Annotated in this window: 20 protein-coding genes, 2 tRNA genes and 1 pseudogene; 4 read left to right on the plus strand and 19 right to left on the minus strand. The window is 50.6% G+C overall.

What is annotated here, in order from left to right; translation table 11 throughout:
• Positions 1 to 22: 22 nt before the first annotated feature.
• The 8 genes from GOB58_RS01730 to GOB58_RS01765 all read right to left on the minus strand — a co-directional run bounded on the left by GOB58_RS01730 (position 23) and on the right by GOB58_RS01765 (position 7,758).
• Complete coding sequence (locus tag GOB58_RS01730) at positions 23 to 685, minus strand: tyrosine-protein phosphatase (protein WP_173559145.1); 663 nt, start codon at positions 683 to 685, stop codon at positions 23 to 25.
• Positions 686 to 757: 72 nt separating this feature from the next.
• Positions 758 to 1,291, minus strand: coding sequence for a GNAT family N-acetyltransferase (locus GOB58_RS01735; protein WP_322973222.1), 534 nt, complete (start codon positions 1,289 to 1,291; stop codon positions 758 to 760).
• A gap of 48 nt (positions 1,292 to 1,339) precedes the next feature.
• Positions 1,340 to 2,815, minus strand: a complete 1,476-nt coding sequence (locus GOB58_RS01740; protein WP_173559146.1) for a hypothetical protein — start codon at positions 2,813 to 2,815, stop codon at positions 1,340 to 1,342.
• Between the two features lie 164 nt (positions 2,816 to 2,979).
• Positions 2,980 to 3,762 (minus strand): succinate dehydrogenase iron-sulfur subunit, encoded by a 783-nt coding sequence (locus tag GOB58_RS01745; protein WP_173559147.1) that lies wholly within the window; start codon positions 3,760 to 3,762, stop codon positions 2,980 to 2,982.
• A 36-nt stretch (positions 3,763 to 3,798) separates the two neighbouring features.
• On the minus strand, positions 3,799 to 5,610 hold the full coding sequence (gene sdhA / locus GOB58_RS01750) for a succinate dehydrogenase flavoprotein subunit (RefSeq protein ID WP_086553561.1): 1,812 nt from the start codon (positions 5,608 to 5,610) through the stop codon (positions 3,799 to 3,801).
• Between the two features lie 92 nt (positions 5,611 to 5,702).
• Positions 5,703 to 6,119, minus strand: coding sequence for a succinate dehydrogenase, hydrophobic membrane anchor protein (sdhD, locus tag GOB58_RS01755; RefSeq protein ID WP_086553562.1), 417 nt, complete (start codon positions 6,117 to 6,119; stop codon positions 5,703 to 5,705).
• 1 nt (position 6,120) lies between these two features.
• A complete protein-coding gene (gene sdhC / locus GOB58_RS01760; RefSeq protein WP_086553563.1) occupies positions 6,121 to 6,591 on the minus strand; it encodes a succinate dehydrogenase, cytochrome b556 subunit in 471 nt (156 codons plus the stop codon).
• Positions 6,592 to 6,738: 147 nt separating this feature from the next.
• Positions 6,739 to 7,758 (minus strand): aspartate-semialdehyde dehydrogenase, encoded by a 1,020-nt coding sequence (locus tag GOB58_RS01765; RefSeq protein WP_086553564.1) that lies wholly within the window; start codon positions 7,756 to 7,758, stop codon positions 6,739 to 6,741.
• Positions 7,759 to 7,927: 169 nt separating this feature from the next.
• Between GOB58_RS01765 and zwf the strand changes: the two genes are divergently transcribed.
• On the plus strand, positions 7,928 to 9,478 hold the full coding sequence (gene zwf, locus GOB58_RS01770) for a glucose-6-phosphate dehydrogenase (protein WP_173559148.1): 1,551 nt from the start codon (positions 7,928 to 7,930) through the stop codon (positions 9,476 to 9,478).
• A 51-nt stretch (positions 9,479 to 9,529) separates the two neighbouring features.
• On the opposite strand, the gene GOB58_RS01775 is transcribed toward zwf, so the two are convergent.
• The 6 genes from GOB58_RS01775 to xseA form a co-directional block, all read right to left on the minus strand.
• Entirely contained in the window at positions 9,530 to 11,002 is a 1,473-nt protein-coding gene (locus GOB58_RS01775) for a mannitol dehydrogenase family protein (protein ID WP_173559149.1), read from the minus strand.
• A gap of 145 nt (positions 11,003 to 11,147) precedes the next feature.
• Positions 11,148 to 11,957, minus strand: a complete 810-nt coding sequence (locus GOB58_RS01780; protein ID WP_265792760.1) for a creatininase family protein — start codon at positions 11,955 to 11,957, stop codon at positions 11,148 to 11,150.
• A 32-nt stretch (positions 11,958 to 11,989) separates the two neighbouring features.
• Positions 11,990 to 13,168: a phosphoserine transaminase gene (locus tag GOB58_RS01785; RefSeq protein ID WP_173559150.1), complete on the minus strand. Its 1,179-nt coding sequence runs from the start codon at positions 13,166 to 13,168 to the stop codon at positions 11,990 to 11,992.
• Positions 13,169 to 13,202: 34 nt separating this feature from the next.
• Positions 13,203 to 13,289 (minus strand) — tRNA-Leu (locus GOB58_RS01790).
• Positions 13,290 to 13,372: 83 nt separating this feature from the next.
• A complete protein-coding gene (locus tag GOB58_RS01795; RefSeq protein ID WP_086553568.1) occupies positions 13,373 to 13,714 on the minus strand; it encodes a BA14K family protein in 342 nt (113 codons plus the stop codon).
• Positions 13,715 to 13,831: 117 nt separating this feature from the next.
• A complete protein-coding gene (gene xseA, locus GOB58_RS01800) occupies positions 13,832 to 15,292 on the minus strand; it encodes an exodeoxyribonuclease VII large subunit (protein ID WP_173559151.1) in 1,461 nt (486 codons plus the stop codon).
• Positions 15,293 to 15,359: 67 nt separating this feature from the next.
• Here xseA and purD point away from each other — a divergent pair, with 67 nt between their 5' ends.
• Both purD and GOB58_RS01810 read left to right on the plus strand, forming a co-directional pair.
• Positions 15,360 to 16,634, plus strand: a complete 1,275-nt coding sequence (purD, locus tag GOB58_RS01805; RefSeq protein ID WP_173559152.1) for a phosphoribosylamine--glycine ligase — start codon at positions 15,360 to 15,362, stop codon at positions 16,632 to 16,634.
• An 85-nt stretch (positions 16,635 to 16,719) separates the two neighbouring features.
• Positions 16,720 to 17,220, plus strand: a complete 501-nt coding sequence (locus tag GOB58_RS01810; RefSeq protein WP_173559153.1) for a GAF domain-containing protein — start codon at positions 16,720 to 16,722, stop codon at positions 17,218 to 17,220.
• A gap of 75 nt (positions 17,221 to 17,295) precedes the next feature.
• On the opposite strand, the pseudogene GOB58_RS01815 reads toward GOB58_RS01810, so the two are convergent.
• Together GOB58_RS01815 and GOB58_RS01820 are read right to left on the minus strand one after the other, a co-directional pair.
• Positions 17,296 to 18,789 (minus strand): annotated as a pseudogene (locus GOB58_RS01815) (CoA-acylating methylmalonate-semialdehyde dehydrogenase).
• Positions 18,790 to 18,836: 47 nt separating this feature from the next.
• Entirely contained in the window at positions 18,837 to 19,994 is a 1,158-nt protein-coding gene (locus tag GOB58_RS01820) for an iron-containing alcohol dehydrogenase (RefSeq protein WP_173559154.1), read from the minus strand.
• 167 nt (positions 19,995 to 20,161) lie between these two features.
• Between GOB58_RS01820 and GOB58_RS01825 the strand changes: the two genes are divergently transcribed.
• Complete coding sequence (locus tag GOB58_RS01825; RefSeq protein WP_173559155.1) at positions 20,162 to 21,061, plus strand: LysR family transcriptional regulator; 900 nt, start codon at positions 20,162 to 20,164, stop codon at positions 21,059 to 21,061.
• 2 nt (positions 21,062 to 21,063) lie between these two features.
• Here GOB58_RS01825 and GOB58_RS01830 read toward each other — a convergent pair.
• The 3 genes from GOB58_RS01830 to GOB58_RS01840 form a co-directional block, all read right to left on the minus strand.
• Positions 21,064 to 21,139: transfer RNA gene (locus tag GOB58_RS01830), tRNA-Lys, on the minus strand.
• A gap of 66 nt (positions 21,140 to 21,205) precedes the next feature.
• Positions 21,206 to 22,129 carry a ParB/RepB/Spo0J family partition protein gene (locus GOB58_RS01835; RefSeq protein WP_173559156.1) on the minus strand — a complete coding sequence of 308 codons (924 nt, stop codon included), beginning with the start codon at positions 22,127 to 22,129 and terminating at the stop codon, positions 21,206 to 21,208.
• A 2-nt stretch (positions 22,130 to 22,131) separates the two neighbouring features.
• On the minus strand, positions 22,132 to 22,914 hold the full coding sequence (locus tag GOB58_RS01840) for a ParA family protein (protein ID WP_173559267.1): 783 nt from the start codon (positions 22,912 to 22,914) through the stop codon (positions 22,132 to 22,134).
• Position 22,915 lies beyond the last annotated feature (1 nt).

Consider the following 22,915-nt stretch of genomic DNA (forward strand, 5'->3'; position numbering starts at 1 on the left):
ACCCTGCCAGACCTTTACCTGTTTATTCGCGCCTGAGCACCTGGTCCGTCATGAAAGAGGCCAGCTTACCCGCCACAAAATCACGCTTCAGGGCCACTTCATCATATTCATCACGCACCCAGTCAAGGAAAGGCAGACGCCCCTCGGCTTCAGCCTGGTAGCGCAGAAAAAAAGCGTCGAGAATACCAGTGCGGGACTGCTTAAAATGTCCGTAACGCCACGACAACTCTTTCATAGCGCGTGCGGCACTTCCCCCTTCGAACACAATAACCAGGGCTGAAGCCAGCCCCGCTCTGTCGGCCCCTGATTTGCAGTGCATCAGCATCGGGAAAGCAATAGTCTTATACAATTCTGCAAAACGCAGAATACGGTCACGATGTGGTGCACCACGACTTTCAAAAGCCATATCCACATGGGTAAGACCCAGCTTTTGGGCAGCCTGACGCGACAGGGCATCAGAACCACATTTGCGGTGCCCGCGCAAATTAACAAGTGTGCGTAACCGGTAGCGATTCATCGCCCGTTTTAAGCGGGCGGGCGTGGGGTGATTACACCGGTATACCTTGCCAGGAACCACCTCCTGAAAATTTGTCCAGACCAGCCTGAAAATAGCATGATCGACAAAAAGACTGTCGACCCAGGCTTTAATACGTCTTGCCGGGGAGGTTATCTGACCATCAAACACAGCGTACACAGCTCCACATCTGTCGGAGTTCGGGCTCCTCTCTTCCCTTAACAGGAAGAAAACGTCAATCTTTTAGCGTGTGCTGCCACAGGGTGGCTCAGGCCACTCATTAAGCCTCAAAGCCAGTAAAGCCAGGTCAAGCCAGCGCCCGAACTTTACACCGGCCTCTTTCACAAGCCCGGCGTCCTCGAATCCAAATTCTTTATGTAATGCTATCGAAGCCGTATTTTCGGCCTCTATACCTGCAACCATGACATGCACAGCTGTCTCACGGGCACGTTTTATCAGTGCCTGCATAAGCAAACGACCGACACCCCGTCGTTGCCACAATGGGTGGACATAAACTGAATTTTCAACCGTATAACGATACCCGTCAAAGGCACGCCATGGACCATAGCTGGCATAACCTGTGATATCTCCCGTTTCAGAGCAAAACGCGACAAAAACAGGAAACCCTGCCTCTTTACGCTGACGCAACCATGCAGCACGCTCAGCGCTCTCGACATATGTATCATTCCAGATCGCCGTCGTGTTCTGCACAGCATCGTTATAGATGCAGGTTATCTCAGGCACATCAGCATAATCTGCATCTCGTATCTGTATCACAACTCAGCTCTGCTCCTGATCTCTCTGACACGGTATGAGCAACAATGTTTATTTGCTCTCTTTTGCCAGACGATAAAGGTCGAGCGAGAAATAAGGAAGCTTTCCTTTACGCTGCGTCAGAGCGTTGACTGAATAAATAAGAGTATAATTCTTCTTCAGTACATCACAGACTGAGCGTTCAGCGTTACCTGTCATACAGGCATTAAATGGGGTCATCACCAAAGGCGGGTGCTGCGCAAGGTCATTCAGATAACGCTTCTCTGCCCCGGCCCCAAACATAATATCAACGTGATCTGTAAACGCGTAGCGGTCAAATGTTCTGAAATCGCCCATGTAAAAAAAAGCCTGATCAGCACGAATATTTAATACACGCTGATGAGCGGCCTCACGGGTTATCAAAGCATAATCAATAAAGGACATATCCCACAGCCAGCGTATATTACGACCGGTACAAAAACCCTGAGAAATAATAGAAACAATACATAAAAATAAAAAGCTATACCGTGGGAATTTAACATTCTGATAAAATAATACAGATGCCATAATAACAAGAGGCACAAAACATAAAATATAATAATGGTTAAAAGGATGACCTGAAAGAACAGTCGCGGGTAATGATGAAATAAACCATAATGGCAATAGAAGCGAAGATGGTTCTCCTGCCCTCATCTCTTCCCGGTATTTGCGATACCAGAGTAGTAAGACCGGAAGAAACATAACTGTATATGCTATAGTGCATAATACACTGGAAATTCTGCTAACAGTATTGCCACCATAATTTTGCAGGAAATCATGCTGCATACGGAAATAACTCTGTAGCGCATTATTCCCTTCTATAAGGTAGGGAGAGAAAGACGTCAGCAGCCCAACTATGCATCCAATCGAAAATATAAAAATATACTGTAATTTAAAAAAACGAGGAGAAAACAAAAGAAACAAAACAGGTAAGAAAAGAGAAACTGCAACCAGATAATTAATATTAATTAAAAGAGGGATCATAAACCCGGGAATGAAATAATTAACAAATCTTTTATTTGATAACCCACTATATAAAACAGCAAGAACAATAGAAGAACCGGCTGTTAAAACATTTTCTGTATTCCCATCGAGAATTCCAAATATATTCCCGAAAAAAACATAAATAAACGATGCTGTAATAATATTAAAAACGCCAAAAAACCGACAAAAATAAAGCGTAACAGCACCAAGAACTAAAGATAAGAAAAAGAAATCGCCGTGGAAAAAAGGACATATTTTATCCCACGCACCATAAAATAAATAAACACCCCACGGTTTATGATCAAATGCATAACTATAAGGTAACATATGGTCGCGAAAAATACCGCGCCCTACCATAGTATAGTAAACAGTATCACCATTACCATATGGAAGATATAAAAAAGACAATATAGCAAGAACTGTTAAAAACGATCCCAGCCAGAACATCCATTTTTTTCCACAAAAAATTGGCAGAGACTCTAAATTATTTAGTGTTTTTATTAAAAAATCTATATTTTGTTTCACAGCAGGCCTGCACAATATTACTCTTAATAATGAGATTACAGGAATGTATCCAAAACCTGCCCCCAACCTTTCCGTTTGTTAACCTTTTTTTTGTGTAAAAAAAACCCCGTACTTTGCTTTCAAACAAAATACGGGGTTTTACTTAACTAACAGATAAGAAGAGATCAGCCCTTACGTTCCAGCTGCAGTTCCTTAATCTGACCAATAGCTTTTGCCGGGTTAAGCCCTTTCGGACAGGCCTGAGTACAATTCATAATCGTACGGCAGGCATAAAGCTTAAAGGTATCTTCCAGCTCATCCAGACGGTCGCCTGTATGTTCATCACGACTGTCGATAATCCAGCGATAAGCAGCCAGAAGCACTGACGGGCCAAGATAACGATCGCCATTCCACCAGTAAGACGGACAGGATGTCGTGCAGCAGAAGCACAAAATACACTCCCACATACCATCAAGCTTAGCACGTTCTTCAATACTCTGACGACGCTCTGAATCAGGCGGCGGAGCACTGTCAGACTTCATCCATGGCTCAATTGAACGCAACTGAGCATAAGCTGCATCAAGGTTTGAAACCAGATCCTTGACGATCGGCATATGTGGCAGCGGATTGATACGCACATCGCCCTTAACGTCTTTAATAGGTTTCAGACAGGCCAGTGTATTCTCGCCATCAATATTCATAGCGCATGACCCGCAGATCCCTTCACGGCATGAGCGCCGGAAAGTCAGCGTCGGGTCAACGTCATTTTTAATATGGATGATTGCATCAAGCACCATCGGCCCGATGTGATCCAGATCGATCTCGTAAGAATCGACGACCGGATTATTGTCATCATCAGGTGACCAGCGATACACCCTGAATGTTTTAACATTTTTAGCCCCGGCAGGAGCCGGATAGGTTTTACCTTTTCCGACCACACTATTACGCGGCAAACTGAATTCGACCATTATTTCCTCCCTTTCTCGCCTGATTGCTTAACCGAATCAGTAAACGCGCTTTTTGGGTGGGAAGACTTCAACTTCATCGGTCAGAGTCTTCATATGAACCGGACGGTAGGTCAGCTTTACCTCACCCTTGTCATTAAGCCATGAGACAGAGTGCTTCAGCCATTCCTTATCATCACGATCAGGATAATCATCACGGGCATGTGCGCCACGGCTCTCATGACGAGCCAGGCCGCTTTCAAGCGTTACCGTGCCGTTTGCCAGGAGGTTTTCAAACTCCAGAGCTTCCATCAGATCGCTGTTCCAGATCAGAGAGGAGTCAGAAACTGAAATGTCTTTCAGCCCACTCCAGATCTCACGAACCTTGTTAACACCATCCTGAAGGCTTTCTTCAGTGCGGAAAACAGCAGCATGAGACTGCATGTCACGCTGCAGGCGTTCACGCATTTCAGAGACTTTTGTTTTGCCATTGGCATAACGCAGACGATCCAGACGATCGAGCGCAGCCTCACCGGCATTTGCAGGCAATGGCTTCACAAAATCTGCTGGTTTCACAACTTCTGCAGCACGACGCGCAGCAGCACGACCAAACACGATCAGATCGAGCAGAGAGTTTGTGCCAAGACGGTTCGCACCGTGCACAGAGACACAGGCTGCCTCACCCACAGCCATAAGGCCAGGAACAACGGCATCCGGGTTATCAGCTGTCGGACGAACAACCTCACCATGAATATTAGTCGGAATACCGCCCATATTATAGTGAACTGTTGGCAGAACAGGCACAGGCTCTTTCGTAACATCAACACCGGCAAACACGCGTGATGTCTCGATAATGCCAGGCAGACGCTGATGCAGCAGCTCAGAACCAAGGTGCTCGAGATGCATCATGATATGGTCTTTTTTCGGACCAACACCACGCCCCTCTTTAATCTCGATCGTCATAGCGCGGGAAACCACGTCACGCGATGCAAGATCTTTAGCCGTTGGTGCATAACGCTCCATAAAGCGTTCGCCCTCAGAGTTCGTCAGGTAAGCCCCTTCACCACGGCACCCTTCAGTCAGCAGACAGCCTGCCGGATAGATACCTGTAGGATGGAACTGAACAAACTCCATATCCTGTGTTGGCAGACCCGCACGCATCACCATCGCATTGCCATCACCAGTGCAGGTATGAGCAGACGTACAGGACTGATAGGCACGGCCGTAACCACCGGTTGCCAGAACCACCATCTTCGCATTGAAGCGATGGATCGTGCCATCATCAAGGCACCATGCGGTAACACCGCGACAGTTGCCCTCATCGTCCATAATCAGGTCGATGGCAAAATATTCGACAAAAAACTCAACGTTATGTTTCAGACACTGCTGGTACAGTGTGTGCAAAATGGCATGGCCGGTACGGTCGGCTGCAGCACAGGCACGGGGCACAGGTGCTTTACCAAAGTCACTCATATGACCGCCGAAGGGGCGCTGGTAAATCTTCCCGTCTTCGGTACGGGAGAATGGCACACCAAAATGCTCGAGCTCATAAACAGCCGGTACAGCTTCGCGGCACATATATTCAATGGCATCCTGGTCACCCAGCCAGTCAGACCCCTTAACGGTGTCATACATATGCCACCGCCAGTTATCTTCAGCCATGTTGCCCAGAGACGCACCAATGCCGCCCTGAGCGGCAACTGTGTGGCTTCGTGTCGGGAAAACTTTTGTCACGCAGGCGGTCTTAAGGCCAGCAGCTCCCATACCCAGCGTGGCACGCAGGCCGGATCCCCCGGCACCTACAACCACAACATCATATGCGTGATCAACAATTCGGTAAGCTCCCCGGGACGGAGAGGTATTGGCATTCATCGTGACGGCGCTCCCATGTGCGTTCGGCCTGTCATATCTTCAGGATTTATGTCTGGCCTGCTATGCAGGCGCAGGCACCAGGTTAATAACTCTCAGGATTTCCGGCTAACGCCTGAAATCACCAGCTTGATGACGGAAAACACGCCCAGAAGGCCGATAAGCGCCGTCGCAGCTTTGACCAGAATACGTGTTGGTTTATGCAGCTTGCCATGCACATAATCGTCAACAATCACCTGAAGGCCGACACCGGCATGGTGGAATGTTGTAATAATCAGTGCTGTCAGCATCGTCGCGTTTACAGGCTTGCCACCCCACTTCACAACGGTGTCGTGTGATGCGCCTTTGAGGCGGAAGATCTGAATAACAAACCAGGCTGACAACGGCAGCAGAGTTGCTGCTGAAACACGCTCAGCCCACCAGTGCTCAGTGCCTGAACCACCAGCACCCAGCCCGCGTGCACGCCCAAGCTGTGAGCGCATTACCTTAATGTGAGAAACAGAAGAGTCCATATCAGGAAGCCTTCCCTACTTTGCTACGGCCGCCTGAACGTCCGCATGTGATCAGCAGTGCAGCGACCAGAAGGACACTCACACCTGCACTTACACCAACAGCAACCGGGCCATCCTTGTTAATTTGTTCTTTTTCGAAACGGTAGCCGCTATCCCACATGAGATGGCGAATACCACCAACCGTATGATACACCACTGAAGTGAGCCACCCGGCCAGAACAAGCTTGCCAAGCGGGTTACCTGTTACTTTACGCGCTGTGTCAAAAGACTTTGGGCCTTTTGCTGCAGCTGAAAGCCATAACACGCCCAGCGTTGCGCCGCCTGTGGCGATCACACCGGTAATACGGTTTAAAATAGAAAGAAACATGGAAAGCCGAAAACGGTACACCTGAAGGTGTGGCGACATTGGTCGCTGTATCAGCTTACCGTCACTGCGGCTTCCCACGAAGAGGGCCTTGCGGATATCCTGCATTGTCAGCCTCGTATCCCGTCCATCAATCCCTACACCGGCCAGGGGCGCCGGTGTTTCTGCATAGACTTTCGTCTACGCCCACCGGCAAAAGTGGTCAATTCACTATGGCTACACGAGACCGAGAGGCCCTTCATTCTTTTTTTACTTTTAGTGTTTAGGCAAAAGGTCCAGAGCAACCATGGTTTCAGCAATCTGTACTGCATTAAGGGCCGCGCCTTTACGCAGATTGTCAGATACACACCAGAATGCCAGACCGTTTGGCACAGTCGGGTCAAGACGCAGACGTGAAACGTAAGTTGCGTCCTCACCGACACACTCTGTTGGTGTCACGTAACCACCATCTACGCGCTCATCACGCAGAATAACGCCATCTGCTTCACGCAGAGCCTCGCGGGCACGCTCAAGATCAACAGGCTCTTCAAATTCTGCCACAACAGCTTCAGAATGTCCGATAAAGACCGGAACACGAACACAGGTCGCAATCACAGAGATATCAGGATCAAGGATTTTCCTTGTCTCAACAGTCATTTTCCATTCTTCTTTGGTCGCACCATCATCCATGAAGCGATCAATCTGAGGAATGCAGTTAAACGCGATCTGTTTCTGAAACTGCTCAATAGCAGGCGGATCATTCACGAAACTACCACGGGTCTGGGCAAACAGCTCATCCATCCCGGCTTTACCGGCACCGGCCACCGCCTGATATGTCGCAACAACAACCCGCTTAAGGGTAAATAAATCGTGCAGTGGTTTCAGAGCGACAACCATCTGAATAGTTGAACAGTTTGGATTCGCAATAATATTGCGTTTCATACCCTTGAGCGCGTTTGGATTCACCTCTGGCACGACCAGCGGTACACCGGGCTCCATACGAAAATGTGATGTGTTATCAATTACGACACATCCTGCTGCGGCAGCAATCGGGGCATATTTTGCAGATACAGAACCTCCGGGAGAGAACAAACCAACATCCCACCCTGTGAAGTCAAATGTCTCAAGGTTCTGAACCTTAAGCACCTTATCGCCAAATGACACTTCACGCCCTGCTGAGCGGGGAGACGCCAGAGCTACAATTTCATCAACCGGAAACTTGCGTTCCTCCAGTGTTTTTAAAATCTCACGCCCTACTGCACCCGTGGCACCAACAACAGCAACCCGATACCCCATCACTTCACCTAACTGTTTTATCCTTGCCAGAACGCCTGACAGGATGAAGAATCTAAACCAAAGACCATATAAATGGAATGAACATCCTCAGGGTAGCCCTTCAGAGTTCTGTTCTTCATAACAGCCAGAACGGGTATTGCGCTATCCTTTAGCAAGGAAACTCCGGCTTATGACTTCTCCTCGCCACAATGCATCCGCTTCTGCTCAGCCCTCTGTTGCTCCGGCAGCACGGCACCCGGCACCCGACGGTACCCTTGTCATTTTAGGAGCAGGCGGAGACCTGACGCATCGCCTTCTGGTGCCAGCCCTTTATGACCTGGCGTGCAGTGGCTTTTTACCTGACGACTTTAAAGTCGTCGGTGTCAGCCTTGAAAAGCAGACTACGGAAGAATGGGTGGCTTCTCTGCGCGCACGCCTGGATGCTTTTACCCGCGATAAACATGCCGAGTTTTACACAACCAAAATCAGCGAAGAGACATGGCAATGGCTGGCAAGCCGCATGACCTATCGTTCCATGAGTTTCGTCTCTGCTGAAGAAATGCAGACCCTCACCGCAGATATCGCCGGACGTAACGCTGTTTTCTACCTCGCCATACCTCCCCGTTTTTTTGAAGAGTCAGTTGTCACTCTGGCAAAAGTCGGACTGCTCACCGAAAAACCTGGAATATTCAGACGGCTTGCCATTGAGAAACCTTTTGGCACCGACCTGGAAACAGCAGGAAAACTCAATGCGCACCTGCTCTCGGTAATGAAGGAAAGTCAGATTTACCGTGTTGACCATTTCCTGGGCAAAGAAACTGTGCAGAACCTGCTGGCCCTGCGCTTTAGCAACCTGCTGTTTCAACCCCTCTGGCACCGTGACTATATCGACCATATTCAGATAACCGCAGCTGAAACGCTCTCCGTTGAAGGGAGAGGTGCATTTTATGATGCGACGGGTGCTCTGCGCGATATGGTGCCTAATCACCTCTTTCAAATTCTTGCTCTTGTCGCAATGGAGCCCCCAACATCTCTCAAGGCTGAGCCTGTTCGTAATGCCAAACAGCAGGTTTTTGATGCAATACGCCCCATCACTCCTGAGAACGCCGTGCGTGGCCAGTACATAAAAGGCAGGAGCGGCGACCGCATTATTCAGGCATATCGCGAGAGTATGGGCGTCGCTCCGGATAGTATAACTGAAACTTATACTGCGTTAAAAATTGAACTGGACACCTGGCGCTGGGCGGGTGTGCCTTTTTATCTACGCACCGGGAAAGGGCTGAGCAACAGCGTGACGCAAATTATTGTGCAGTTTAAGCAAACACCCCTGTCACTGTTTCATACAGAAGATGGACAGCCACAGCCCCCCAACCGCTTTGTTTACAACATCCGCCCGGACAAAGGTGCAGACCTTCATTTTAATGCGAAAAAACCTGGTCCTGAAACTAACATTTCAGAAGTTGTGGCGCAGTTTCGTTATGAAAAATCTTTTGGTAGCCTGCCAAATATTGGATATGAAACACTGCTTTACGATTGCCTTCAGGGTAGCGCTTCACTTTTTCAGAGAGCTGATAATATCGAAGCGGCATGGCGTGCTGTTGACCCCGTGCTGAAAGCATGGGCCAAAGATAAGAAACCTCCCGAATTTTACACAGCAGGAAGCAATGGTCCGGCTGGCGCCGACGAGCTTCTTGCACGAGATGGTCGTTCATGGGGTCCGCTAAATAATATTAAAAAATAATATGTTTTTAAAAATGCCTTCTTTTTCAGGAAGGCATTTTTATCATGACTTTTAATTTCTTATTATTTTCTCAAGCGTTTTAGAAACACCTTTGCTTTTTATATCTTTCCTTAACTGTACAAATTCTTTTATAAAATTATTATTTTTATCCAGATCCCATCCTGAAAAACTATTTATTTGTAATGATTTTTCATAATCATTATCAAGAATAAGATCCTTATCTTCATTACTCAGACGCGGCTCCTGCACAGAGTAACTTTGCCCCTCATCATCCAGCCCTGAAATATAAGAACAGAAACACGCCAGAAGAAATGCAATTCTTCTTATATCTTCACCTTTTTTTACAACATCCATTGCTGTAGGCCTGACAAAAACAGGAAGTTTTGATGCGCTGTCAGATGCAATACGTACAAGCTGATCACTCACAGCTTTATTGCTAAAGCGCGACAGTAGCTGCTGTGCATAAGCAGACAACGTAATACCCGGAGGGGCCTCAATCAGCGGAATGACATCAAGATGTAAAAACTTCTCAAGCAAAGCCGTAAGATGAGGATCTTTCATCGCCTTATTCACCACACGATACCCCATCTGCACAGCAGGCAAAGCAAGCAGAGAGTGTGAGGCATTCAGCATACGCAGCTTCACCTGCTCGTATGGGGCGACGTCCTGAGTGAAGAGCACACCAACCTTCTCCCATGCAGGCCGTCCCTGCGGAAATTTATCTTCCACAACCCACTGAATAAAGTCTTCCGAATAGACTGGTGCACGATCATCAATACCACTGGCCGCATTCAGACGTGTTACATCATCAGCTCTGACAGCAGGGGTAATGCGGTCAACCATGCAGGAAGGGAAAGCGACATGTTCACTAATCCACCCGGCCAGCTCTGTGTTACGCTGATGTGCCCAGCCCAGCACTGCGTTGCGCGTTACCTGGCCATTATGCGGGACATTATCGCACGACAATATAGTAAAAGGCGCGATACCAGCTTTACGTCTGGCGTTAAGCGCCTCAACAAGTAAACCAAAAGCAGTATGCGGCACATCACGCGCAACATCCTGCACAATATCTGGATGATCAGACAGAAAACCTCCTGTCTCATCCATATAATATCCGCCTTCAGTAATAGTCATGGTGACCAGGCGAATGTGCGGGTCAGCCAGACGCTGTATAGCCCCTCTGCGATCATCAGGAGCATAGCAATACTCAACGATTGACTGCACGAGTCTGATCGTATCAGAACTATGTGCAGGGCACTCTGTGAGCGTATATAGCCCCGACTGAGCCTGCAGAGCGCGCGCCTTCTCTTTCTCAGATGCAGACTCAACCAGCCCTATACCCAGAATTCCCCATCCTTCCTGACCAGGAAGGGCCAGAACACGGTCCGTATAAACTGCCTGATGAGCTCTGTGGAAGTTTCCGACACTCAGATGTGCAATACCCGGCCTGACTGCTGTACGGTCGTAAATTTCGGTCACGATGCCAGACGGCAGGTCAGACAGAGTTTCTGCTGTTAACTTCATAAAAATATCCCTTATGGCTGCATCCTGAGGGATAAATTTTTGTAAAACACCCCAGGTAACAGCGAAATGGATGTTTTAACTTAGAAAAACATCTCAATCCGTGCATAAGAAACAATAATAACCAGGCTGTAAACCGTATTTATTATTATGAATTCTTTTCAGTCATATGCCTGACAAGCAGGACACCCGTCTCGACAAGCCTGTCTGTCAGCTTCAGCCCGGTCTGCGCATCACACAAAGCCGGGTCACCGCGGCCAATACCCTGCGTCGCGGTGACATCACCTTCAAAAGGCAGAGAAACAGAAACACCATTAAGGCTTACCTGGCCAAAATCAGCGACTTTAAGACCCCAGGCTTCTTTATCTGGCTCAGGCCTGACAAGCGCCTCTGGTTTCACCAGGTCAGGACACAGATGCATCGCAATACTAAACAACGGATTTGCCCCATGCCCGGCTGACAGTTGTGCTTTTTGAGCACCCAGCAACTGAGGCAGGAGCTCTGATGCTGCACGCCACAGATACAGGTTAGGAATAACCACTTCTGTCTGCTTCATAATCTGTCGTGTGACATCATGAATCATCGCGCTGTTGCCGCCATGACCATTCAGAACAATGATTTTTTTAAAGCCCCGGGTTAACAGACACTCAAAAATATCTGTCAGCACAGCCCGTAATGTTGTTTGGGAAAGCGCTATTCCTCCGGGCATATACCCAAAATAATCAGCACCACCAAAAGGCAGAACAGGTGCGACATACGTCTCATATCCCTGCCCGGTTGCCTTAAGAGCAATACGTTCGGCCACCTTATCTGCCAGCAGATAATCGCCCATTGGCGTGCATGGCCCCTGATCTTCAAAGCTACCCAGAGGCAGGAGAAGAACAGGGGCTCTGGCGGCAATTTCACGCATGTCAGCAGCTGTCAGGCACGCCATATGCACGGTTTTCTTCTGTGTCACAGGAAGACCTTTCTCTGCTGATCTGAGAGTTATTATGCGCGTGGTGTAAGCTGGTGAAACGCCCAGTCAAGCCATGGTAAAAGAGCTCTTACATCGGCACTCTCTACGGTCGCACCACCCCAGATACGCAGGCCGGCAGGTGCATCGCGATAGCTCGCAATATCAAACGCCACACCCTCTTTCTCAAGCAAAGCCGTCAGCTGCTTAACCGTCTTCACCTGTTCTTTACGTTCAAGCGCAAGGAACCACGGTGCGATAATACGCAGGCAAATGGATGTTGATGAACGCTGAGCCGGGTTCTGCGCAAGGAACTCAACCCAGTCTGTTTTCTCTGTCCAGGCCGCTACTTCCGCCAGGTTTGCCTGGCTACGCGCTTTAAGAGCAGGCAAACCTCCGACTGACTCAGCCCATTTCAGGCTGTCGAGTGCATCTTCAACACACAACATAGAAGGTGTGTTGATCGTATCTCCCTTAAAAATCGGCTCGATTAACGCACCTTTTTTTGTCAGACGAAAAATTTTTGGCAAAGGACGATCTGTTTTAAACTGCTCCAGACGCGCCACAGCACGGGGTGAAAGAGCCAGCATACCATGAGCAGCCTCACCACCCAGAGCTTTCTGCCAGGACCATGTTACGACATCCAGACGGTCCCATGGCAGATCCATGGCAAATGCAGCTGATGTTGCATCACAGATCACCAGCCCCTCATGCTGCGCAGGCACAGCATCTGGTGAAGGCACACACACGCCGGAGGTTGTGCCATTCCAGGCCAGAACAACGTCGTGGTCCCAGTTTACCTCTTTAAGGTCAGGTAAGGCACCATAATCAGCACTGAGTACACGTACATCATCAAGCTTCAGCTGAGAAACAATGTCCTGAGCCCACAGAGCTGAAAAGCTCTCAAATGCCAGGACGTCAACCGGACGGGCACCCAGCACAGACCAGAGCACCATCTCCATCGCACCGGTGTCTGACGCCGGTACAATACCAACACGCCAGCCCTCTGGCAAACCCAGCAATGCAGCAGAACGCTCAATCACGTCATTCAGGCGGGCGCGGCCTTCAGCTGAGCGATGTGAGCGGCCTGTGAGTGCACCACTCAAAGCCTCAACACTCCAGCCCGGACGCTTTGCACAGGGACCAGAGGAAAAACACGGATTGGCCGGACGGATGGCCGGACGTGAGGAAACATTATGCTGGGAGATTGTCATGTTTGTTGTCCGGATAAGGAAATGGGACAAACCCTGGTGCGAGAGAGGGGACTCGAACCCCTATGCCCGTAAAGGCGGTCGATTTTGAGCCGACTACGTCTACCGATTCCGTCACTCTCGCAGCTCTGAACCCTCTCGTATCAGCAAAACGCTTTACAGAAAAGTGCAGGCCTGAAAATAAGCAGGGCTTAAGCTAATATTTTGTCAGCGGCAAACCCGCTGCGTACCATCAGAGGCAATGTAGGTACCGGTCTGTGGGTTAAAGCAGGCATTCTGAGTGCAGCTGCTGCCGGCAGAATAGGGCTGAGGATAATTTTGTGCTGCCATGGCCTGAGCTTCACGGGCAGCGGTGCCACATAAAGGTGTATCGGGCGATGCTGAAGGGTCGTTCACCACCATTGATTCACTATATGTTTCGGAGGGCTGTGACACGAGGCCGGGCGCAAATGTCTGGGGTGGCTTACGGGCAGGCTGTGCAGAACATCCGGCAAGAAACGTAATGACTGCACATGTCACCGCACCACGAAATAAAAAACCCTCAGACATTCCTGCCCTCCCTTGATCAGAACGCCCTGGTCAGGACGATAACCACACCAGAATTAAATACGCGCCTGTGCCGCTATGATACGCCACATATGCTCAGCAGCTCAATATGCTTCCTGTTCAGAGATCAAGTAATCCCTGCTCCTGCTTTTGTGCTTTTTTACGACTGATAACAGCCTCTCGCGCACCATCACCAAAGGTCAGCTCAACAGCCTGCCCGGCTTTCAGTGCACCTGATGACGTCACAGGCTGCCCCTGCGCGGTAACGAGTACATATCCCCTGGCCAGAATAGCCTGAGGGGAAACAGCATCAAGCTGCCCGCATATACCAGCCAGGGCAGTTTTACGCTCGCGCAGGCAGGCCTGAAGCGGTGCAGGTGTAAGACGCTGACGCTCAAAACGTATATGCCATTTCTGCATCGTACGGGCTGTGCCGCTTTGTAGTGCTTTCTCAAGATAGGCAACGCGGGCACGCTGACCAGCCAGCAGGGCCGCAGCTGACGGCACAGAACGCTCAGCCGCCACCAGAGCCGCGCGCTTATGGCGCACAAAACCAGGAAGAGCCACTTCAAGCCGGCGCCAGCGTGTATCAAGCTGCATACTCGCTGTTTGCAACAGCCCGGGCAGATCAGGCAAAGCGCTGCCAGCACGCAGCAGGCGCAAGCGCGCTGTTTGCAGGCGGTGTGACAACGCACTCAGTGCGCGCGCACCACGATGTTCAAGGTCGGCCATAACCTCACTTATGACCGGCACAACCATTTCTGCCGCAGCAGTTGGAGTTGGTGCCCTGCGGTCAGAGGCAAAATCAATCAGTGTCGTATCCGTCTCATGCCCGACCGCTGATACAAGCGGAACAGAACAGGCCGCAGCGGCCCTGACAACCTGCTCATCATTGAAAGCCATCAGGTCTTCCAGCGAGCCGCCACCACGTGCAACAATCAGCACATCAGGGCGTGGCACTGCACCCTTACCATCAAGGCGGGAAAACCCCTCAATCGCGGCTCTCACCTGGCTGGCAGCACCCTCACCCTGCACGGCAACAGGCCAGACCACCACATGACGCGGAAACCGCCGGGCCAGCGTGGTGCAGATATCATGCAGCACGGCACCCTGGAGCGAGGTCACAACTCCGATCACATCAGGCAGAACCGGAAGCGATCGTTTGCGCTCACCATCAAACAACCCCTCTTCAGCCAGCTTCAGACGCAACCGCTCAATACGGGCCAGCAGAGCACCCTCACCGGCATACTCCATCCGCTCGACAACAAGCTGATAATTTGAACGCTCGCCATAGGCCGAGACCTTGCCTGTCGCAATAATCTCCAGCCCGTTTTCAGGCACCAGCCCCAGGCGCGAAACTGACCCTCGCCAGACAACACCAGCAATCTTGCCGCGTTCATCTTTAAGCGAGAAATACAGGTGCCCGGAGGGGTAGCGCTTAAACTCTGTTATCTCGCCACGCACACGCACACGACCAAACGTGCCTTCAAGGGTGCGCCTGATCGCTCCGGAAATTTCCGAAACACTATATTCGGGCACATTCCCTGCGGATGGCCGCTCTGCTTCAAACTCTTCGTTCATTCCGCCAACTTATGCTACAGACGCCAGACCTGAAAGAGCTGACAACAAAAGATATGGGAGAAAAATAATGCGGGTATTACTGGTCGGATCAGGCGGGCGTGAACATGCGCTGGCCGCAACACTTGCCCGCTCGCCTCAGCTGGCAGCCCTGTTTATTGCACCGGGCAACCCTGGTACGGCTGATATCGGCACCAATGTTGCCATTAAAGCAGATGATGTGCCGGCTCTGATTGCCTTTGCCAGAGAAAACAACATTGACCTCGTTGTGCCTGGCCCTGAAGCGCCGCTGGTTGCTGGTCTGGCCGATGCCTGTGCCAAAGCAGAGATTGCCTGTGCCGGCCCGACACGCGCCGCAGCGCAGCTGGAAGGCAGCAAGAAATTCACTAAAGAAATCTGCTATGCAGCCAGCATCCCGACAGCGCAGGGCGAATATTTTACGAATGCAGATAAAGCCATCACCTATGTGCGTGAACGAGGTGCCCCTATTGTTATCAAAGCGGACGGACTGGCTGCAGGTAAAGGCGTGGTTGTTGCTCAGACTCTGAGTGAAGCTGAAGATGCTATTCGTCAGATGCTCAACGAAGGCTCAATGGGTGACGCTGGTCGTCATATCGTCATTGAAGACTGCCTTGAGGGCGAAGAAGTCTCTCTTTTCGCGTTTTGCTCCGGCGATAAAGCTGTGCTGATCGGAGCTGCGCAGGACCATAAACGTATTGGAGATAATGATACCGGCCCCAACACAGGTGGCATGGGTGCTGTTTCCCCTCCCCGCGGGTTTAGCCGTGAAGACCAGGAAAAAGCGCTCGACCTGCTGGTTCGTCCGATGCTGCATGAAATGCTGCGCCGTGGCATCTCCTTCCGTGGGGTTATCTTCGCCGGCCTGATGCTGACAAAAACCGGCCCGCAACTGATTGAATATAACGTGCGCTTTGGCGACCCCGAAGCACAGGCACTGCTTATTCGCCTGACCTCTGACCTGCTGCCTGCTCTGAAAGCTCTGGCTGATGGTACGCTTGAAACAGCCTCCATCACCTTCTCAGACAAAGCTGCTGTCAGCCTGGTGATGGCTGCTGAGGGCTACCCTGAAAAACCCGTCACTGGTGCCGTTATCAGTGGTGTGGATGCAGCCGCTGCTCTGGAAGGTGTTCAGGTCTTTCAGGCTGGCACAAAGACAAATGATGAAGGCGACCTGGTTGTCGCTGGTGGTCGTGTACTGTCGGTTTGCGCCCTGGGTGACACGGTGCGTGAAGCCCGTGACAAAGCCTATGCCGGTGTAAAGAAAATCAGCTGGAAAGGCGCACAGTGGCGCACTGATATTGGTGCCCGCGCACTCGAAAGCTAAAGCCTCCGTCCCTCTCCTTCGCGCCACGGTCATCAGCTTCGTAAGCCCGGCCGTGGCACAATTGCCTGAAAGGTGCCTGCCGTTTATGAGTGCGCCCACCCATCACCTTACACCTGAGGATCTGCTCTCTGCCGTGACCGGCATAACTGAGAGCGAGAACGACCTGATTGCGACTTTAGCCAATGTGTCGGCCCTGATTTTTGAAGCTCTGCCAGACCTTAACTGGGCCGGGTTTTATCTGCACAGGCGCGGCGAACTGGTTCTTGGTCCGTTTCAGGGGCGTGTGGCCTGCACACGTATTGCCCTGGGTAAAGGAGTTTGTGGCTCTGCGGCGCAGGAACGTAAAACGTTTCTGGTTGATGATGTACACAGCTTTCCGGGGCATATTGCCTGCGATGCAGCATCAGCCTCTGAAATTGTAGTACCGGTGATTAAAGACGGTCAGCTTATTGGTGTGCTCGACCTCGACAGCCCGCTGAAAAAACGTTTCACACAGCAGGAGCAAACTCTGCTTGAAGCGGTTGTGGCACGCCTGGTGCACACCATTAACACCGACGATCTGAAATGGCTTTCTGGCTCTGCCTGAAAAACCTTACTCTTTTGCCATAACAGAACCCGCCACGGGATTTTTTCCTGTGGCGGGTTTATTATTGTAAAGTGGCTAGCCCAGTGTTGGCATCACAAATTCAGCGCCTGACCTTATTCCCGCTGGCCAGCGCTGCGTCACAGCTTTAAGCCGCGTAAAGAAACGCACACCCTCGGGGCCATGCATGTGGTGATCACCAAACAGAGAATCTTTCCAGCCGCCAAAAGAATGAAACGCCATAGGAACCGGAAGCGGAACATTCACACCCACCATTCCTACATTGACCCTCTGTGTAAATGTGCGTGCGGCATCACCATCGCGGGTAAAAATAGCGGTGCCGTTACCAAACGGACTGTCATTTGTCAGCTTTAGTGCAGCCTCAAAATCTGACACACGCACGACGCACAACACAGGCCCGAAGATTTCTTCTTTATAAATATCCATCTCAGGTGTCACGTGATCAAACAATGTGCCACCGGTAAAGAAACCTTTTTCAAACCCTTTGACACTCACATTACGCCCGTCAACGACCAGCGTTGCCCCCTGATCAACACCTGAATTAATGAGCGTTTCGACCCGAGCCTTATGCTGCGCGGTAATAAGAGGCCCCATCTCAGTTCTGGTATTGGTACCCTCACCTATGACAATCGTTTTGACTTTTTTACCCAGCTCTTCAACAAGGCGATCTGCCACAGGCTCAACCGCCACAGCAACAGACACAGCCATACACCGCTCACCTGCCGAGCCATAAGCAGCACCAACCAGAGCATCGACTGTTTTCTCAAGGTCGCAGTCAGGCATAACAACGGCATGATTTTTTGCTCCGCCCAGAGCCTGCACCCGTTTGCCATGAGCGGTACCAGTTGCATAAATATATTTAGCCACCGGGGTCGAACCAACAAAGCTGACAGCGGCAATAGCAGGGTGTTTCAGAATAGCGTTCACCATATCCTTATCACCATGCACAACCTGAAACACACCATCAGGCAAGCCAGCCTCTTAAAAAAGATCAGCCAGCAAAACGGAAGCTGACGGGTCACGCTCTGAAGGTTTAAGAATAAAGCAGTTGCCCGTCGCAAGTGCGACCGGGGCCATCCACAACGGCACCATAACCGGAAAATTGAAGGGAGTGATCCCTGCGGCAATCCCCAGAGGCTGACGCATGGTCCAGGCGTCAATGCCACGGCTGACCTGCCCGGTATACTCCCCTTTTAATAGCTCAGGCACGCCGGTTGCAAACTCTACAACCTCAAGCCCGCGCATGATCTCGCCTTTGGCATCAGAGAGCGTTTTGCCATGCTCAGCAGTGATAACAGCCGCAAATTTCTCAATATGTTTTTCAAGCAGGTCACGGGATCTGAACAGAATACGCGCTCTTGTGAGCGGCGGTGTATCTGCCCAGGCCGGAAAAGCCGCCTGTGCAGCAGCTACAGCGACATCCAGATCATCAGCAGTGCCAAGCACAACTTTATTCAAACGCTCACCCGTTGCAGGGTTGATAATATCACTATGGTTTTTATTCTGTCCCGGCGTGTGCTGCCCGTTAATGACATGGGGTACAATATTCATTATTTTATGCCTTATTGTTGTTTTTATGAATTTCGAATGGATGCTCTTCAGCGCCATATGGCCTCATAAAGGCGCGATATCTCGCTGTGGTCCGGAACGCGCGGGTTATTAGCGGGAGAGCCTGAGGCCAGAGCCTGTTCAGCCATCTGAGGGATCAGAGCATACCAGCGTTCTTTATCAATGCCGCAGGCTGCTGGTGCAGGCACATCCAGCTCCTGGCTTATAGCTCGCAATGCGTTAACGAGCGCTGTGCAGGCCGCTGTCTCATCTGCAGAAGAAGATGCAATACCCATAATTTTTGCACAGGCTGCATAACGCTCTGGTGCACCACTACATGACCAGGCTGTGATCTCTGGCAAAAGCATCGCATTGGAGAGACCATGCGCCACGTGAAAATGTGCACCTATGGGGCGGCTCATACCATGCACTAAAGCAACAGAGGCATTAGAAAACGCCATACCTGCCTCAAAGGCTCCCTGCATCATCTGCTCTCTGGCATGGTGATTGCCAGGATCTGAGCAGGCCACAGGCAGAGCGTGCCAGATACGTCTCATCGCCGAGAGAGCAAGACCATCTGTAAAGGCTGAGGCACGTTGTGAGACATAAGCCTCTATCGCATGTGTCAGAGCATCAAGCCCTGTATCTGCTGTCAGGCGGCGCGGCATTGTCAGCGTAAGTTCATAGTCAACGATGGCAATTCGCGGCAGATAGGCATAACCGGAGCAGAGCATTTTCTCGTCGGTTTTTTCGTCTGTTATCACCGTGACTTTTGTAGCCTCTGACCCTGTCCCGGCTGTAGTCGGAATGGCAATAACCGGTAAACCGGGTTCATTTTGAATATGTGGCACTTTGAGTGCCGCAGGTGAGCTACCGTGTCTGGCAAGTACAGCAACCATCTTGGCAGTATCAATCGGGCTGCCACCACCCAGGCTAATAACACAGTCATAATGACCTGATTTGAGTGCTTTAAGAGCATTATAAACCGAAGTGACTGTCGGGTCTGGCACAGCGTCACCAAATGAGCCGGCACAGATGCCCTGCTGCTCAAGGCAGGTCACCACACGCCCGAGCACCCCGGTTTTAACCATGAACTGGTCAGTAATAATAAAGGGGGCGTTCAGACCAGCCTGCTGCAGAGCGGCTGGCAACTCATTCAGAGCGCCTCCCCCGATACGCACGAGCGAAGGTAAAAAAAGAGCTGTCATACGTTTGCTCCTGGCGGAAAGGTTACACCCGGGGGTGTTCCTTTCTCTTTTTTGTTTTCTTATGCTGACTATCAGGGTGCAAAATAACTACGAAGAAAACCTGGTATTTTTCTGCATCCCCTGTGTGTTTTTGCACAGAGGCCATAAAACCAAAGGAGCAAAACGCTATGAAACGCGGCCTGGACTGGAGAAATCTGCAGTTTTTTCTTGCTGTCGCCCGCTCCGGGTCACTGTCAGAAGCAGGCCGTTTAATGGGCGTTGATCACGTAACTGTGGCCAGGCACATTACCTCACTTGAAGAATCTGTCGGGAAAATACTGTTCGAACGGCACCAGCGCGGTTACGCCCTGACACGATATGGCGAAGACCTGCTTGCTGTAGCAGAAGAAATTGACCAGAAAGCACTTCAGATTCCAAAGGCTAACAGCCCTGCCAGCGGGCTTGCCGGTATAGTACGCATCAGCTCACTTGAGGGGTTCTCAAACTTCTTTCTTGCCCGGCGTATCGCAAGCCTGTTGAGCAGCCACCCGACATTAACTGTCGAACTTCTTACTATTCAACAGATTATTGCGCTCTCCCGCCGGCAGGCTGACATTGCTGTTACGGTCACTCCATCCTCTGACAACCGTTTTATCTGCGAGAAACTCACAGCCTATACCCTCGGCATTTATGCAACCAGAGATTATCTCTCACGTGAAAAACCTATCAGAAAGCCATCTGATATCTCTGACCATCTTTTTGCAGGCTATGTTGATGAGATGATTTTTATGCGTGAGCTTGACTACCTGGAGGAGCTGGGTGTTTCACGTCGCATGGTACGTATTCAGAACTCAAGCGTGCAGGCACAGATGGCCGCTGTACGCTCGGGCGTTTGCCTGTCTGCCCTGCCCGCCTTTGTGGCAGCAGGCTGCCCGGATCTGATAAGAGTTTTACCAGATGAGCTTAAAATACAGCGACATTACTGGCTTAATCTGCGGGCAGACGAACAAAGCGTGCCTCGCATAAAATATCTTTGTGATTTTATACGTCAGGAAGTTGAAAAAGAAAAAGAGTGCTTTCTTTCCTGATATGGTGGGCGCACAAGGGCTCGAACCTTGGACCCGCTGATTAAGAGTCAGCTGCTCTACCAACTGAGCTATGCGCCCTCACAGTATTTAACTGTAAGTGGAGAATTTTTTATCATTCTCCCCTGCCAAATACAAGACAGAAATTCAGGCCTTGAGCAACGCCAGAACAACATCCAGCTGATCAAGACTTTTATAATGGATCTCCAGTGAGCCTTTTTTCTGACCGTCAAAATTGACCGTCACATTAAGGCCAAGACGATGAGCAAGATCGCGCTCAAGAGCTACAATCTCCGGATTCTTTTCTTTTTTTTCCGGTTTTTTCGCAGACGCCTTATCCCCCTGCTCAAGAACAGCCTGAACATAAGCCTCGGTCTGTCTTACTGAGAGCGCTTTTTCAAGCACATATTCCGCCCCGGCAGCTGGGTCAGGGTGTGTCAGCAACGCCCTGGCATGACCAGCTGAAAGAACACCACCGCCAACTTTTTTTCTGACCAGTTCAGGTAAGCGCAGCAGACGTAGTGTATTAGCAATATGAGGGCGAGATTTGCCAATAGCCAGCGCAAGTTCATCCTGCGTCAGACTATAATCCTCAATAAGGCGGCTAAAACCCTCAGCTTCTTCAATCGGGTTCAGATCTGCACGCTGCAGGTTTTCGACCAGAGCTGCAGCCATTGCGCTGACAGCATCAAGGTCGCGCACATGAACCGGTACGGTATGACATTGCGCCAGTTGTGCTGCACGCCAGCGACGCTCACCCGCGACAATCTGATAATAACCCTCTTTATCAGGGTTAGGCCTGACCAGAATGGGCTGAAGAATACCACGCAGACGAATAGATTCAGCAAGTTCCTGCAGGGCATCCGGATCGATATGCTGGCGTGGCTGAAAAGGACCAGGCTCAAGCATTTCTACCGGCAACACACTTGCCGGGGCAGACACAACAGGAGCTGCGTTTTGTTGTGCCACTGCCTCGCCTTCAGAACGCGTCATAACCGGAGGGGCTGTATCACCTAAAAGAGCTGCAAGGCCACGCCCAAGTTTAGGACGCATCTGAGGTTTACGAGACATTATTATGCCGTCCTTTTACTAACTTCCGCAGCCAGAGCACGATAAGATGCTGCACCACTCGCTTTTGGGTCATAAATCATCACAGGCTGACCATAACTCTGCGCTTCTGAAATGCGAATGTTACGCGGAATTACAGTTTCAAGAACATCATCACCAAAGAAGCTACGGGCGTCAGCACCGACCAGCTCAGAGAGATTATTACGACGGTCATACATTGTCAGCACAATGCCGGTTATACGCAGGTCAGGATTCAGTTTTTTCTGAACACGATCAATCGTTTTAACCAGGTGCCCCAGCCCTTCGAGTGCGAAAAATTCACACTGCAATGGCGCCAGAACACCATTAGCGGCAACCAGAGCATTAAGTGTCAGCAGGCTGAGGCTCGGTGGGCAGTCAATAATAATATAGTCCATCTGCCCGGTCAGGGGCTGCACAGCAGACATCAGACGATTTTCACGCTCGTCCGCATCAACCAGTTCAATTTCAGCACCGACCAGCTCAGTATTAGCTGCAATCACTGACAGGCCGTCAATCTCTGTCGGCTGTAGCAATTCTTCAGCGGGCTTTTCATGCATCAGCAGTGTGTAAGCTCCCCCCTGCCGGGCGTCATATCCAACACCCAGCCCCGTTGAAGCGTTACCCTGTGGGTCCATATCAATCAGAACGACTTTTTTGCCCGCCTCAGCCAGAGCTGCAGCCAGGTTAATGGCGGTTGTGGTTTTACCAACACCACCCTTCTGATTTGCAACGGCCAGAATGAAGCATTTGCCGTTTTTTTTGTTCATA

Origin of the sequence: Acetobacter thailandicus (assembly GCF_011516655.1) — a bacterium.
Taxonomy (GTDB): Bacteria; Pseudomonadota; Alphaproteobacteria; order Acetobacterales; family Acetobacteraceae; genus Acetobacter; species Acetobacter thailandicus.